The sequence below is a fragment of the Acidovorax sp. LjRoot194 genome, from assembly GCF_964253015.1.
Classification (GTDB): Bacteria; Pseudomonadota; Gammaproteobacteria; order Burkholderiales; family Burkholderiaceae_C; genus Acidovorax.
In genome coordinates, this window is record NZ_CAXUQB020000002.1 from 156,778 (window position 1) to 169,118 (window position 12,341).

General features: G+C 56.0%; 22 protein-coding genes. 20 read left to right on the forward strand and 2 right to left on the reverse strand.

Annotated features, from left to right (window positions below):
• The first annotated feature begins 234 nt into the window (after positions 1–234).
• The 9 genes from ACSQ3N_RS27000 (at position 235) to ACSQ3N_RS27040 (ending at position 6,309) form a co-directional block, all read left to right on the forward strand.
• On the forward strand, positions 235–1,191 hold the full coding sequence (locus tag ACSQ3N_RS27000) for a ParB/RepB/Spo0J family partition protein (protein WP_436137218.1): 957 nt from the start codon (positions 235–237) through the stop codon (positions 1,189–1,191).
• Positions 1,192–1,414: 223 nt separating this feature from the next.
• Positions 1,415–1,750: a hypothetical protein gene (locus ACSQ3N_RS27005; protein WP_436137219.1), complete on the forward strand. Its 336-nt coding sequence runs from the start codon at positions 1,415–1,417 to the stop codon at positions 1,748–1,750.
• Entirely contained in the window at positions 1,743–2,330 is a 588-nt protein-coding gene (locus tag ACSQ3N_RS27010) for a thymidine kinase (protein ID WP_436137220.1), read from the forward strand. Before ACSQ3N_RS27005 ends, ACSQ3N_RS27010 begins: the two co-directional genes overlap by 8 nt.
• 59 nt (positions 2,331–2,389) lie before the next feature.
• Entirely contained in the window at positions 2,390–3,136 is a 747-nt protein-coding gene (locus tag ACSQ3N_RS27015) for a hypothetical protein (protein ID WP_436137221.1), read from the forward strand.
• Positions 3,137–3,358: 222 nt separating this feature from the next.
• Positions 3,359–3,706 (forward strand): hypothetical protein, encoded by a 348-nt coding sequence (locus ACSQ3N_RS27020; RefSeq protein ID WP_436137222.1) that lies wholly within the window; start codon positions 3,359–3,361, stop codon positions 3,704–3,706.
• Positions 3,707–3,792: 86 nt separating this feature from the next.
• Positions 3,793–4,092 carry a hypothetical protein gene (locus ACSQ3N_RS27025; RefSeq protein ID WP_436137223.1) on the forward strand — a complete coding sequence of 100 codons (300 nt, stop codon included), beginning with the start codon at positions 3,793–3,795 and terminating at the stop codon, positions 4,090–4,092.
• A 3-nt stretch (positions 4,093–4,095) separates the two neighbouring features.
• Entirely contained in the window at positions 4,096–4,416 is a 321-nt protein-coding gene (locus ACSQ3N_RS27030) for a hypothetical protein (protein WP_436137224.1), read from the forward strand.
• Positions 4,417–4,945: 529 nt separating this feature from the next.
• Positions 4,946–5,896, forward strand: coding sequence for a hypothetical protein (locus ACSQ3N_RS27035; protein ID WP_436137225.1), 951 nt, complete (start codon positions 4,946–4,948; stop codon positions 5,894–5,896).
• Positions 5,893–6,309: a hypothetical protein gene (locus ACSQ3N_RS27040; RefSeq protein ID WP_436137226.1), complete on the forward strand. Its 417-nt coding sequence runs from the start codon at positions 5,893–5,895 to the stop codon at positions 6,307–6,309. Before ACSQ3N_RS27035 ends, ACSQ3N_RS27040 begins: the two co-directional genes overlap by 4 nt.
• A gap of 128 nt (positions 6,310–6,437) precedes the next feature.
• On the opposite strand, the gene ACSQ3N_RS27045 is transcribed toward ACSQ3N_RS27040, so the two are convergent.
• Together ACSQ3N_RS27045 and ACSQ3N_RS27050 are read right to left on the reverse strand one after the other, a co-directional pair.
• A complete protein-coding gene (locus ACSQ3N_RS27045) occupies positions 6,438–7,229 on the reverse strand; it encodes a competence protein CoiA family protein (protein WP_436137227.1) in 792 nt (263 codons plus the stop codon).
• A gap of 41 nt (positions 7,230–7,270) precedes the next feature.
• Entirely contained in the window at positions 7,271–8,269 is a 999-nt protein-coding gene (locus ACSQ3N_RS27050) for a hypothetical protein (protein ID WP_436137228.1), read from the reverse strand.
• Between the two features lie 316 nt (positions 8,270–8,585).
• Between ACSQ3N_RS27050 and ACSQ3N_RS27055 the strand changes: the two genes are divergently transcribed.
• From ACSQ3N_RS27055 to ACSQ3N_RS27105, 11 genes are all read left to right on the forward strand, one after another.
• Complete coding sequence (locus ACSQ3N_RS27055) at positions 8,586–9,086, forward strand: hypothetical protein (protein WP_436137229.1); 501 nt, start codon at positions 8,586–8,588, stop codon at positions 9,084–9,086.
• A gap of 330 nt (positions 9,087–9,416) precedes the next feature.
• Positions 9,417–9,890, forward strand: coding sequence for a tyrosine-type recombinase/integrase (locus ACSQ3N_RS27060; protein ID WP_436137230.1), 474 nt, complete (start codon positions 9,417–9,419; stop codon positions 9,888–9,890).
• A gap of 20 nt (positions 9,891–9,910) precedes the next feature.
• Complete coding sequence (locus tag ACSQ3N_RS27065) at positions 9,911–10,153, forward strand: hypothetical protein (protein WP_436137231.1); 243 nt, start codon at positions 9,911–9,913, stop codon at positions 10,151–10,153.
• Positions 10,154–10,362: 209 nt separating this feature from the next.
• Positions 10,363–10,557: a hypothetical protein gene (locus tag ACSQ3N_RS27070; protein WP_436148030.1), complete on the forward strand. Its 195-nt coding sequence runs from the start codon at positions 10,363–10,365 to the stop codon at positions 10,555–10,557.
• Positions 10,554–10,763 carry a hypothetical protein gene (locus tag ACSQ3N_RS27075; protein ID WP_436148031.1) on the forward strand — a complete coding sequence of 70 codons (210 nt, stop codon included), beginning with the start codon at positions 10,554–10,556 and terminating at the stop codon, positions 10,761–10,763. Before ACSQ3N_RS27070 ends, ACSQ3N_RS27075 begins: the two co-directional genes overlap by 4 nt.
• 14 nt (positions 10,764–10,777) lie before the next feature.
• A complete protein-coding gene (locus tag ACSQ3N_RS27080) occupies positions 10,778–11,113 on the forward strand; it encodes a hypothetical protein (protein ID WP_436137234.1) in 336 nt (111 codons plus the stop codon).
• A 12-nt stretch (positions 11,114–11,125) separates the two neighbouring features.
• Positions 11,126–11,347 (forward strand): hypothetical protein, encoded by a 222-nt coding sequence (locus ACSQ3N_RS27085; RefSeq protein WP_436137235.1) that lies wholly within the window; start codon positions 11,126–11,128, stop codon positions 11,345–11,347.
• An 11-nt stretch (positions 11,348–11,358) separates the two neighbouring features.
• Positions 11,359–11,562, forward strand: coding sequence for a hypothetical protein (locus tag ACSQ3N_RS27090; protein ID WP_436137236.1), 204 nt, complete (start codon positions 11,359–11,361; stop codon positions 11,560–11,562).
• Positions 11,563–11,575: 13 nt separating this feature from the next.
• Positions 11,576–11,821: a hypothetical protein gene (locus tag ACSQ3N_RS27095; protein ID WP_436137237.1), complete on the forward strand. Its 246-nt coding sequence runs from the start codon at positions 11,576–11,578 to the stop codon at positions 11,819–11,821.
• Between the two features lie 13 nt (positions 11,822–11,834).
• A complete protein-coding gene (locus ACSQ3N_RS27100; protein WP_436137238.1) occupies positions 11,835–12,044 on the forward strand; it encodes a hypothetical protein in 210 nt (69 codons plus the stop codon).
• A 12-nt stretch (positions 12,045–12,056) separates the two neighbouring features.
• Entirely contained in the window at positions 12,057–12,257 is a 201-nt protein-coding gene (locus ACSQ3N_RS27105) for a hypothetical protein (RefSeq protein WP_436137239.1), read from the forward strand.
• Positions 12,258–12,341 lie beyond the last annotated feature (84 nt).

Genomic DNA, 12,341 nt, shown 5'->3' on the forward strand with positions numbered 1-12,341 from the left:
CGCGGTCTATGCGCTGCCACGTCATGAGCGAGTCCAGTTCCCCAAACGCATCTCTGAAGGTGCATCTGTGAAACCTGATTCCCTCATCATGGCTACGCCATGAATGGATGCTCCGACCTGCAGGAGTTAAAGCAAGCAGAAACCGCTACTCCCTATGGAGTTATCAACCATCCATTACGGGTGCTATCCGTAATGGATACGCATTTGTAGTGGGCTTTTCTCAAAGGAAAAACCATGTCGAATGAATCGAAGATCTATACCTCTTTCAAGGCCAAAGCTGCAAACGGTGCAGAAACTGGCGTTAAGAAAACGGACATTTTCCGTGTACCTCCCAAGGATCTGCTCCACGAACCTGGGTTCAACGAGCGAGACTACAACGATCCCGATGTAATCGCCCAGATTGAAGGCTTCTGTGCAGCTTTCATGGCAGGTGAGTTCGTGCCGCCGTTGGTTGTGCGAATTGATCCCCTGACTGGACTGTTCTACCTGGTGGACGGCCACCAGCGGCAAAAAGGCGCCCTCCTTGCAATCGAGAGGGGGTTTGAAATCGAGCACCTCGATTGCATCCCCTTTCGAGGGAACGATGTTGATCGTGTGGTCGTTCAACTCACTTCCGAGCGAGGCTTGAAGCTCAAGCCTCTTGGGATTGCTTTGAACTACCTCAAGCTGCATCGCATGGGCAAAAAGAACTCAGAGATCGCTGCTCGCGTGAACCGAACAGTGACCCACGTCGAGTCGATGCTAGTTCTTGCGACTGCAAACGCCGATGTTCATGAGCTTGTGAAAGCTGAGTCGGTCTCAGCAAGCGGAGCCATTGAGGCTGTGAAAGCCCACGGCGAAAAGGCCGGCGAATTTCTCAGTGGCAAGCTTGTTCAAGCGAAGGCACAGGGGAAGTCGACCGTCAAGGCCTCCGCCATCAAGGATTGGGCGCCACCTCGCAAGATGGCGCTCAAGATCTACAAATCGGTCAATCCCTTGTTCGATGTTGTCGCAAAGAATCCGGAGCTGAACAAGCTTCTCGATCCGGATTCAGACTTCAATCCCGAAAAGCTGCAGGGGAAAATGGTGCAGCTCTCTGCTGCAGCGGTGGTGGCGCTGTGCCGTGAATTCAAAGCCGCCCAGGCAATGAGTCAAAAGCGCGGCCAAACAGAAGAAGCTGCTTCGAAAGACGATGCAACAGATTCTGAGTAGCCAATTTGTCATGAAGGCTCTCCCGCGTTCCTTGGAGCGCGAGGAGAGAGTTTCTATCCCGCACGGGCCACGCCCGTCGGGCCGGATCGTCCTTGTAAAGGAAGACCCTCAACGGCAACTATGCCGTCAAAGATGCCGTAAGGCCTCTTTGCAAGACCTCACTCTATGGGTGCTTGCAAAGATGCTTTAAGCGATGCTGGGTAATCCAACATCCTTGATCCTCGTGGCCACCGAGTTCAACGTGGCCATTTCTCGCAGAGTTTCCTCTGCTACCTCAACCCTGACGGGCACCACGCCCGATTTGGGGCTCGTGTCTGTCTCTCTGGAGTCAGAAATGAAAGAGTATTGCTTTGCTTCGCAAGTTCGCGAAGGTGATGTGTTGTGTTTCTCGAATCCCGCGTCCAATGTCCGTATCGAACGGATCAGCGAGGTTCATGGCGCCGGCACGGTGGGGCTTCATGCCAACGACGATACCTGGTCAACCTTCTACAAGCCGACTGACCGCGTGCGAGTTATAGCCTCCGACCGCTGTTCTTCGGAGGCCACCAACGATGCTTGAGTTTTACTACTCGACTATGCAAGGTGGCAAAAGTACGGCGCTCTTGCAGCGCCGCTTCAACCTGCTCTCCATCGGAAAGAGGGTCGCTGTTGTCACAAGCAACTGCGATGACCGCTACGGCCTGGGCAAGGTGACCTCGCGCATGGGGCCGCAATGTGATGCTGCAATGTTTGATGAGACGACGGTTTTCCGCGCGAGGGACTTCCTTGACGTGCACGAGCTGTTCATCGACGAGGCACAGTTCCTCAGGATGGAGCAGGTGCATCAGATCCATCGAGATCTGAGCGTAGGCATCAGTTTGCGCGTTTCGTGTTTCGGACTCCGAACGGATTTCATTGGTGAGCCTTTTGAAGGTGCTGTTGCGCTGCTCAGCCTTGCCGACCAACTCCACGAGATAAGCACCCTGTGTCGTTGCGGCCGTAAAGCCACGATGAACCAACGGATCGATTCTCAGGGGCAGGTGGTGCGTAAAGGGCCGCAAGTCGAGATTGGAGGCGACAGCCGTTACCGTCCCGTCTGTCCTCATTGCTTTTACGCTCCAGACTCACCTCAACCAGTCACTGATTTCCATCTTGTTTAACCCGTGCGGGCACCTATTCGCCCGCTGGGCTGGTGCCCGTCTTCCATAGGAGATAGGGCATGTATTTAGATTTCGCGGACGAAGTCGACCAAGAACAAGTCGACGAGGTCAAAACCCTGCCAGTGAGGCCTGAGCCAAAAATCATCGACGTGCCTGCACAGACGTGGGAAGTCGCTTCCAAAGCGTACTGTGCACCGCGTTTGGCAGAAGCCAAAACAGGTGACGTAGTGACTGTGCCCACGTTTGAACATTCAGGATTCCTTCACGCCGTCTTTGCCTGCCGCTACGGGGGCTATACCGGTGTGTATCTTGTTGAAGCCTGGCAGTTGATCCCTCGTCGGGTCTACAGCGGGCCAATAACACCCAACGTTCACTGGTTGGACTACGACGAGTCGGTACGGGCGCGCGGGGACTACACAGGCTTGCTTGTGAAGGTCAACGGCGTTGAGATGGTCTGCGCAAAATCCGTTCACTTCAATCGGACGGTTCCGACCGTAGCACCCATATCCCTCGCAGCTGCCGTCTCGTTTGACATGGGCCAGCGGCAATGGGGATGGCGCTCTATGAAGTACGACCAGGCCAACGTCAGCTGGGGGATCTTCAACGGTCACCCGGTGGTTGTCTATGACGCAGGTGATGATGAAAGGGTTGCGATGCTTTTGTGGAAACACGAAGGCCGTACCGAGGAGTACCTCTTGCCCAGTTCGTTCGACCTGACGAACCTGACCTTTGTCACGCCTCCGGAAACAATCGGGGACGAGACAGACAGCCCAGAGCCAGAGTTGCAACAAGCGGCTTTGTTCTGAGCGATAGGAGACTGAGCCGCAAGGCTCAGCGCTTCCTCAAGTGCCCGCGGCGGGCATTTGAGAAAACGATTTCCAACCTCTCAGCGTAATGCTGTTGGTCAGAACGGTGTGCTCGCCGTGTCCAGCTGGACAAAGTAGCAATGCACGACGCAAGTCGTTTTCGTACCTCTTAGGGCCTTGACCCTAAGGGGCTGGCCTCTGTTTCCACAGGAGCCATTTTCTATGACCACAACACCTCTGACGAACGATCCACGGTTACCCAAAGATCAAGTCGTCAAAGCCCTCGCTTCGTGTGACGAACATTGCAGCGAGGAACACATCTTCTATTACCCCACTATCGAGTCATTGGCGCAGAAGGTGCGCAGCTCGAACGTATGGAGTGCTGGAGAAGTTTTTGTTTTCGTCGAGTCCCCAACGCGTTTCATCGTCATGATGCAAGTCGCACCCTCCAGCTGCGAGATGTTGACCGTCTCCCAGAGCGGTTTCTGTGATGTGCTGACCGCATATCGCATTGATCATTCGGAGCTGGTCTCCATGCTCACGGACGACCTCTCACGTCCTGAGCGCTGACTGTTCAGCGGCAACAGGTTCGATTCAATTAACCCTGCCGGGGCTTAACCCGCTGGGTTGGTCCTGGCTTTCTCATAGGAAATGCCATGTCAGTAGATTTCGATACGCCCAATGGGCCGGGTCTTGTTGAGCCCCAGCTTGACCCTTACGCGCTTCGCCTCGTGGTCGATCTGGACGAACGCGGGAGCTTCCGCGCTCACGTTGAAACCAGCTCAGGGAAGTCGGTGTTTTCATTCAGCAATGAGTGTGAAGATGGCAGCACAGATGTGCTGTGGTTGGTAGACATAGGCTACATGCGCCATGCGCGCGATGTTGACGGACTCCTCGATTACCTGCAAAGCGCAGGCCTGGTCGGAGCAAACGCCACATTGACGCTGGAGGGCTGAACCATGACTCTGTTGACTCCTACTCCCCGTGAAATCGAAGCGGATCTCAAGCATCGTCCCAATGAGCGAGCTCACATCGAGCGCCTTTATGCGACACGAGACCGCTTGATTGATCAGCTGGCCCGCCAGGGCCGAGTGTCAGCACCGGATCTCGACGCTCTTGATCGCTTGGGGCGCTGCAGGATTGCCAACGAACATTGGCAAATCTGCGAGATTGAAGCGCGTTCGCGGCTACTTGATGATGAGCACCACCAGGTGCGATCTTGTGCGTGGGTTGCCAACCAGGCGACTCTTGGACGGGTTTCACCCCCTGCAACGTGTTGAACTGGGACGCTGCTATGTCGTCTTCATTCAAAACGATGCCACACACGGTCCAAGGTGCTAAGTACCCTCGGACTATTCATGCGAAGGAGTCGCCCCCAGTTGCGTGCCTCTTTCAGTTGGGCGACCGCGTGACTCATACCAACGAGTACGGCGTAGTTTTCCTCAACAGGCTGGTGACCGGCTACTGCGATTCAGTCGAGAACGGACGATTCGTCTACCTTGACCACGATTGCTGGTGGTTCCCAGTGAATCCAGCGGCGCTGACCCTTGAGTCCCGCGCTTGTTGAATTGCCATCACGGCATTGACCCCCACACGTTTGCGTGTGGAGGTTTTCTTGAGCGTCTTGTGAGGGTAGGGGGCTCAAGAAAACCAGATTGAATCCACCAGCGTAATGCTGATGGTCATAGGCCTGCTTGCCTGTCGATGACAAAAAGCATACTTCACTGAGCAATCGGTGTTTTCAACCCTCGACGGGCACATGTCTGCCCGTAGGGCCAGTGCTCGTCATTCTCTATAACGGAGTGACTAATGAGTACGAAATTTCGCGTCTTAGGCGCACATGCAAACGGAAACTTCTTTGAAATAGACGTGGACGCCTGTGACGGACAACGTGCTTTCGGAGCTGCTTCCTTGGTGCTGCGGGAGGCCGGTGAGGAGGGCAATGCTGAGTTCTTTGCAGCTCTTCCAGCTGACGCTGAATACGACTTGCCAGGCGATTCGGTTGTGTATCTCGACACTGTCCTCGATCCTGAGCAGGCTGATGTGTTCATGACCCCTGCTGACCGTACCCGCATTGGGTCAACTAGCACCCCCCCGGCGAAAGCCATTTCCGCAGAAACCAAGCCATCCCTAGCGGATGGTGAGGTGCTTGGCCTAGATGCTGATGGTGGCTTAATCCAATGGAACGCCACGGCTGGCGCTCCCTACAACTCCGGGCAGACAGTCGACGAGTTCGGCATCAGCAATTTGTCTGAGGCTGAGTCGAAGGGACTGCATTTGCAGGGAAACGTGGAGCGCGCAGTAGCAGTGAACAAGCTGACCGAGGCCGTGCAAACGCACCAGACCGCTCAAGTCGAGCGCGACACCGAGCTTCTAGGACGGAAACAAGCTGCTATGGCGGAGAGGGCTTTTGAGGCTTACAACTTTGGTGAAGGCGTGGCTGTAGCGGGTGTTAGCGGCTGGGAGTATTACGCTGCAGGGCATGAGCGAAGTCGTGAGGTCTATGTGGAAAATGTCATTAATGATGGCAAGGAAAAACGATCCAACCGGCTGGGTTTCACGGTGCGATTTGCCCCTCAAACAGGGCTTTTAGCCGAGGCCTATGCGGAAGACGCAACGGGCTCTGCTTTCGGGTGCATGCCAGATGGCCAGGTGGAGAAATTGAATGGCCCACAGGTTGCAGAGACGGTCCTTGGCGAGCCTGCCGGGGAGCTACTCGGCGGTGATGGGAAACTGAAATGGAGCGACTGTAACCAATGACCGCAATTAAACTGCCGCTTAACCGGCAAATTACCAATTACAGCCCGAACCACACAGAGGAACAGGCTGCTTACGAGCGCATGCAGATCGTGGGTTTCCTGATCGCAGAGACCTTAATGCAAATGCCACGGGGGACCATGGCTGTCGGCATACAGGGGCACGCATTTTGGGTGTCGCCGTTAAATGGCATGGCAGATTTATTCTGCACACCAGACTACGAGCCACTTATGGCCGATGACTTGAATGTTCGTGCGGTGTCTGACTTTGAAGGGCAGAGCGCGGGCGATCTTGATCAGTGCCGCCTTGCTATGGAGCAGTGGCTGAGTGAACCGGTCTTTATTGATCGTGACGCTGGACTGCTTGATGCAATGGTGGCTCAAACGTATGGAGATTCACAACCTCCTGGCATGTAAATACCAATATTTCGAAAGCCCTCAATCGCAAGATTGGGGGCTTTTTCGTTTGTGCTGTAGATCCCAATATTCCTTGATGTCGAGGCGGCATGCGGCCTGGGTTGCTGAAATCGCCGCCCCAAACCAGCTCATGACCAACTAGGTGGCAGCAGTATCCGGGGCACCTTCGAGGTGTCCCACATCCAGTCTGACCATGATCGCGAGCCGTCCAGATACCTGTTCTCTCCCATGTGCAGAGCGCCAGAGGCAATGCCGGCCCCAAAAATCGCCAGAGGAAGCCTCAGGAAGGGCTTAGAGAGATCAGCGGGGTAGACGATCACCCTCTGTCCGCTCTCATCGCCTACAGACCCATCAAGGGGGCTGCAGGGCATGTCATCCATGGCCTGGTGTATTGCGGCTTCTGAGGGCAAGCCTTGTTCCGCGAGATGCCGCATCTTGCTTTTCGTCAACGCCATAAGGTGAGAACTGCGCACCAGCCACGAGACTGAAACGCCACTGGCCCTGTAGCGCGCTGTCCTGCTCCGGTACTCGTCCCCATGCTGTTGGGCCAATTGCACCTCGACAGCAAGAGGTCCGCGTGCCGTCTGTACCAAAACGTCTGCCTGCCATTGCTCGCCTGATGGCGCAGCTCCGGGCTGCTCGACCCTGGCTTGGTAGCCAGCGGCCCGCATCCCGAGCACCAGCTTGATCTTGGCCATTTGGTGCTCGATGGATTCAGGGGCTGTAACCCCAGCCATGCCTGGCGCCGCAGCAAAGAACTGAAGACCGCGCCCGCTGCGCTTGAGCACGGCTGGTGTGCGGTCGCGGCCGATGACAAACGTGCCCATGGGGAGCTTACGCCACTGGGCCCAGACATCTGAGGGCGTGGTGAACGACTCGACTTCTAGGCCTGTGGCCGCCACGATAGCGATGAGGGTCATTCGGGGATTGTCCAACAGGCCCATGCCGGGCCGTTCCAGGGCTATTCATCCGAAGGTCTGGAAGGATGCTCAATCCCCATTTTTTCAAAGATAAAACGGACACCAAAGGAATCGCGAGGGTGCAGCCGTAGGTACTTGCGCCCCCAGGCCTTTGCTGTCCGATCTTGCTCAAGCAAGTAGGCGCATTCAGTCCCAACGGAAAGGACAGTCATGTAAGGTTCGTTCTGAATCCCATCACCCACCAGTGCGGGTTCGATAAGGCCAACGAAACGGCTGGGCATCAGTGACTCCAAAGCCGTTTTCACGGTCTTGCACCTCAACAGTGCCGATTTGGCCAGGTCGGCGTCTGGTTCGCTAGAGGGCTCCGCGAAGACCAACATCATTTCGTGTTCGAGCCGCGCCAGCTCAGCTTTTGAGAGAGGGTCGTTCTCAAAGGCCGAAGACAGGTTTATTAGGCTCATCAGGATTTGCGTGTGTTCCTCAAAGCTGCGTCCATCTTCACCGCTTGTGACCAAGTGAGTCACGATGCGTCGCATTGCAAGGCCCTTTTGGGTCAACCGGAACACTCCCTCCTTTTCAGGTCTCCCGTAAAGGATAGAAGCCTTGCGGACCTCGAAAGTCATGTAGTCAGTAACCGGACTAGCGTCGATCTTGGAACTCAGCCCTTGGACAACCGATTCAAGCTGCTGCTCAAAGTCCATATGCGCGCGTCTGGCTTCTGGCCTTGCGAACAGCTTCAGATCGGAGGCGCTAAGGTGCCCAGTACCGGCGATCCCAGGACCAATAAAGTCTGAAATCGTGATGTCTGCGATGTAGTCCCGACGATCAGCATCTCGGGCGTCGATGTCCTCGTCAAATGGCCCCGGCACAGGTCTTTGCTTGAGATGTTCCTGAACAGCATGGAGATCAGGGTAAGCATAGATCCTGGCCAATGCTTCCTGGCTAAGCTGAAGAGGAAGGGCGTATGCGCGCTGGAGGTCTTTTGCAGCGCGCCGAAATGCGTCAATGGACGCGGGGACGAAACGGGAAGGCTCGAACATGCCTGCTCCAAACCAATCGACCACTGCTCACTTCTGCTGCGGATGCGGAGAACATGCTGGCGTAGTTCACCTGCAGCCGAAGCGGGCGTTGGTCGGGTTGAGAGAGGTAAGCCACGATCATCAAACGCCAAATCCACCTCACAGTTCTGCGTGTCTGCTGTGCAGTGCCAGCGCAACGGGTGGTGGGACCGTTAGCTGCAATATAACCCAAACCCATACGCTCAATGCGTGTCTTGGTTGTTGCTGGGGCGGGGCTGTCTTGAGGTTAAATGTTGCGATGGCGCACATCAGAGGGCTCTTAGCCAACGCACATCGAATGCTGTCCGAACCCATTGTCCAGATGTGGCCGGACGAGTTGCTCCAAATAGTTGACGCAATGGTAGTCAACATGCCCGAGGGCGCTTCGCCACCTGCGCTCCCGTGTACGCCATTTCGAAAGCTGCGAGTCGTTTTCGACGTGATGGGGCAGGGAGCCAAGGACATACAGTTCTGGGATGGCGACTGCATGCTGCTTTCGATCCAACGCAAGCCATTCGGCGGCAGGCTTAGTGCCAGTTCCAAGTTACTCTACGTTGCGTGGCGTTGCCGCCTACCAGGTAATCGGAGAAGGCTGCTTGACGAGTGCGCCCTGATGTGCGGCATTGAGTTGGGGCTTGCCGTGCGCAATGGGGGCGAATTGATGATGCTGCGCCACCGCAATGAAGTGACAGGACTACCGGACTGGCAAGTTTGGCCGTCAAAGAAGGGGATGGGGATCGCACGCAAGGGCCACGGCACTCGTGTCGTATTCGTTGATCCGGTATCACGCGAGTATTGAGCACTATGGGTGTGACCGTGCCCACTATGCGACTTTCCTTGATGTTGAGTAATGGTGCGGGATATGATCGAAAAAGAGCCCGCGTGGCTGTCTCTCTGCATTTCGCCAATCCCATCGAATTACAGAGAGCTACATGACCGAGATCACCCGCGCCAAGACCCTGCACCAGGGTCAATTTACCCGCCTCATCAAAATCACCCAGGCCACCTCTCGCTACCCGGATCGTGATGTCTTGGTGCTCATGCTGGGGCATCACTGCGCCATGCGAATCACAGAGATTTCTCGGCTGACTTTGTGCATGCAACGGGCAAGCTACGTAGCGAAATCAGTATGCGCGAGGCGATCACCAAGGGGTGTCGCCAGCGATGCGCATACCTTGCATCCAAACCCGCGATTCAGGCCCTGGAGAGCTACCTACATTACCGGATCGAGCGCAGTATCGGCACCGTGCTCGGGTCAGGCCCATACAGGGGGCTATTACCACACCAACCGCTGATCTACAGCGGCCGGGGCGACGGCATGTCGCAGAACACCAAGAGGCGGGTGCTGGAGACAGGTGAGCAGCGCGACTACAAAGCCTGCGACAGCCTGCAGGCCCATGTGACGAAGCTGTACCAACGCGCAGGCATCAAGGGCGGATCAAGCCACTCTGGGCGCCGCACGTTCGCGGGCAAGGTGTTGGCAGTCACGGGGGACATGGAGACCGTTGCGCATCTCCTTGGGCACACGAGTATCGACTGTTCCCAGCGCTATGTGGACGTGGATCAGGGCACGCTCCAAGCAATGTTTGCTGACGCCGTTTAGGCTTCGATAGAATGGTGTGCATGAACACTGATGATGTACCTTCCGCCAATCCGAACAATGAGCGCCTGCGGTTGCTCGTTGCAGGCGCAAGCCTCACCCAGCCAGCCGCCTTGGCTCTCTTCAACCGCGAAATCAAGGTGCGACCACTCTCCGAATCGACTTGGAAGGGTTACTTCTGCGCACCGGGCACAACTCGCTACCGGGGCTTTGCGCCCGAACTCCTAGTTCATGCCGAGAAGGTCTTTGGGCCTTTGCAAAAATAGGGCTTGCGCATGGTGTGCATGCACACTACAATAAATCCATCATGAGTGAACTTGCATACCGCCTTTCCCTCCAGCAGCGCGCCCTGGCACGCGACTGGCTTTTCATGAATCCCGAGATGGATAAGAGAGCTCGGCAGAGGCACTCAGAATGCGCGCAGCGCTTGGCAGCGCGCCTGATCGCTGGCGATTACTGAAAGGGTGTCTCAATCATGGCAATGAAGACATGGAACGTGCGCGTGCACCTCATGACGGGCTCGGTGCATCTGGGTCAGGTGGGTGAAGAAAGCGAAGAGTTGGCGCGCTGCGCCGCGCTGTCTAAATTTGGCATTCCCGAGGATGAGGACACCGAGCCGAGTCGGCGCGGCATTCGTGTTGATGATGATTTCGATGTGAGTGCTGCATGAGCGGCTTCACGATCCCACTTGCCCGACGTAGCCGCTGCGATGCCAGCGGCAAGGAGTACACACGCTATCCACGTCGTGGTCAGCCAAATGACCATGGCATGCTGAACTGCCCAGTGTGCGGCAAGGGCATCACACTGCGCCCTAAGGAGACGGGCGGCAATGCGGTTGTGATCCCGCGTCACCTTGAGCGAATTGTCGGCCTTTGAGGCCAAAGGAAAGCATGCCTGATTTCAATCTGAGCCGGAAATCGTTGAATGCCGTCACCGATGTTGAGCTGGCCTTCGGAACAACCAAGCTGCTACCGCCTTACGAGGTGGTGCCGGATGAATTTAAGAGCGGCAACAGCTACACAAAGTTGCTCGATCACTTGTTTGCAGGCCAGGCCTTGCCCGAGGGCGAGATCGTCTTCCGGAAGGGGTTTGATGACGCCGAGGCTCCGGCACTCTTGAATCGGGTGGTTATGGCTCACCTGCGCTCATTCGAGCCCAAGCACGAGCACAAGATCGCTGGACTGGGCTATCTGGTTAGCCAGGTATGTGAAGTTCGTTTGGCCTGAGAGGAAAGACAGATGAGCAAGACTCTCGATGCAATCCGCAAGCAGTCGTGGATTTCTGCAGTCGATGACGAGCGTGGAATTGGCAACTCGATAATCGTCACGCTCAAGCGCGAGTGGGAATTTTGTAGTGAAGACCGCGGCTGTGGCGTTAAGGGCTTTGACACAGTGGCCGAGGCGCGGTCGGGTTGCGCACGGCGCGAAGTGCAATTGTCTGCACCGCCAAGCGCGAACTGAAGGGAAGCATCGTGATCAACCTCAGCGAAACCGCCTACGAAATCTTGCGTGATGCCGTGAATGTCGCGCGAGAATTTCAATGCCTAAGTCTTGCTGCTTTGAAGTCGCGTTTGGCAATGCGTTGGCCGGGCCAAGAGAAAGAGGTGACTGAAGCAATCCAGTTTTGGGCAAACAGTGTGCGTGAGCGTCACCCTGGCGGTGTCACCCGCAGTTGAAGGAAAGCGACTTATGGCCGAACTGAGTATTGACCAGGCGAAGCAGGTTTACCGAGCGGCTATCGACGCCAAAGTGAGCGACGCTGAGGGCGACGACTGGTGGATGGCAGTCACCAAAGAAGTGCGCGATGTTTGCGCTTCCAGGTCCGTTAAAGCAGGGGCTGCTGTGATTGAGTGGTGGCATCACGACTGGTCGGCTGTTGGCGACACGTCGAAGGCGGCTGCTCAGCGTATCCGCCAGGCAGCGAAGAATATATGAGAGGAAATCAAACATGCTCATTGATCTGAAGGTGTCCCGTCATCCGAGTGGCAATCTCACCCTGATGCGTAAGGATCAAGGTGATCGCGATTATCGGGACTGCGAAGCGCCACTGCGTTTCAACTCAGACGCCGCCGAGTTCTATCGCGCAGTGGCTCACACCCTCCACGTACTGCATCGCGAGGGGCATAACGTGTCCTACGCTGATACAGCTACGAACTGATCGGGAACCACTGTGGCATACGAATTCACAAAACTGAAACTCGCTACCGAGCGCAAGGCTCGGGTCAAGCGCTTGGTCGTCTCTGGACTGGCAGCTTGCGCCGGACTTGCATTTGGAATAGCGAACAATGATATGCAGAGCCTGTTCGGGATCTTCTTTGCAAGCGCAACGGCGATGTTCCCTGCCATTGCCGTGTACTACTTGATGACGTAGGAAGCCAAACAATGCGACTGAAGTTTCAAAAGGGTATTGGACTCATGAGTGCTTTGCTAGTCATCTTCGTGGTGGGAGTCGCTG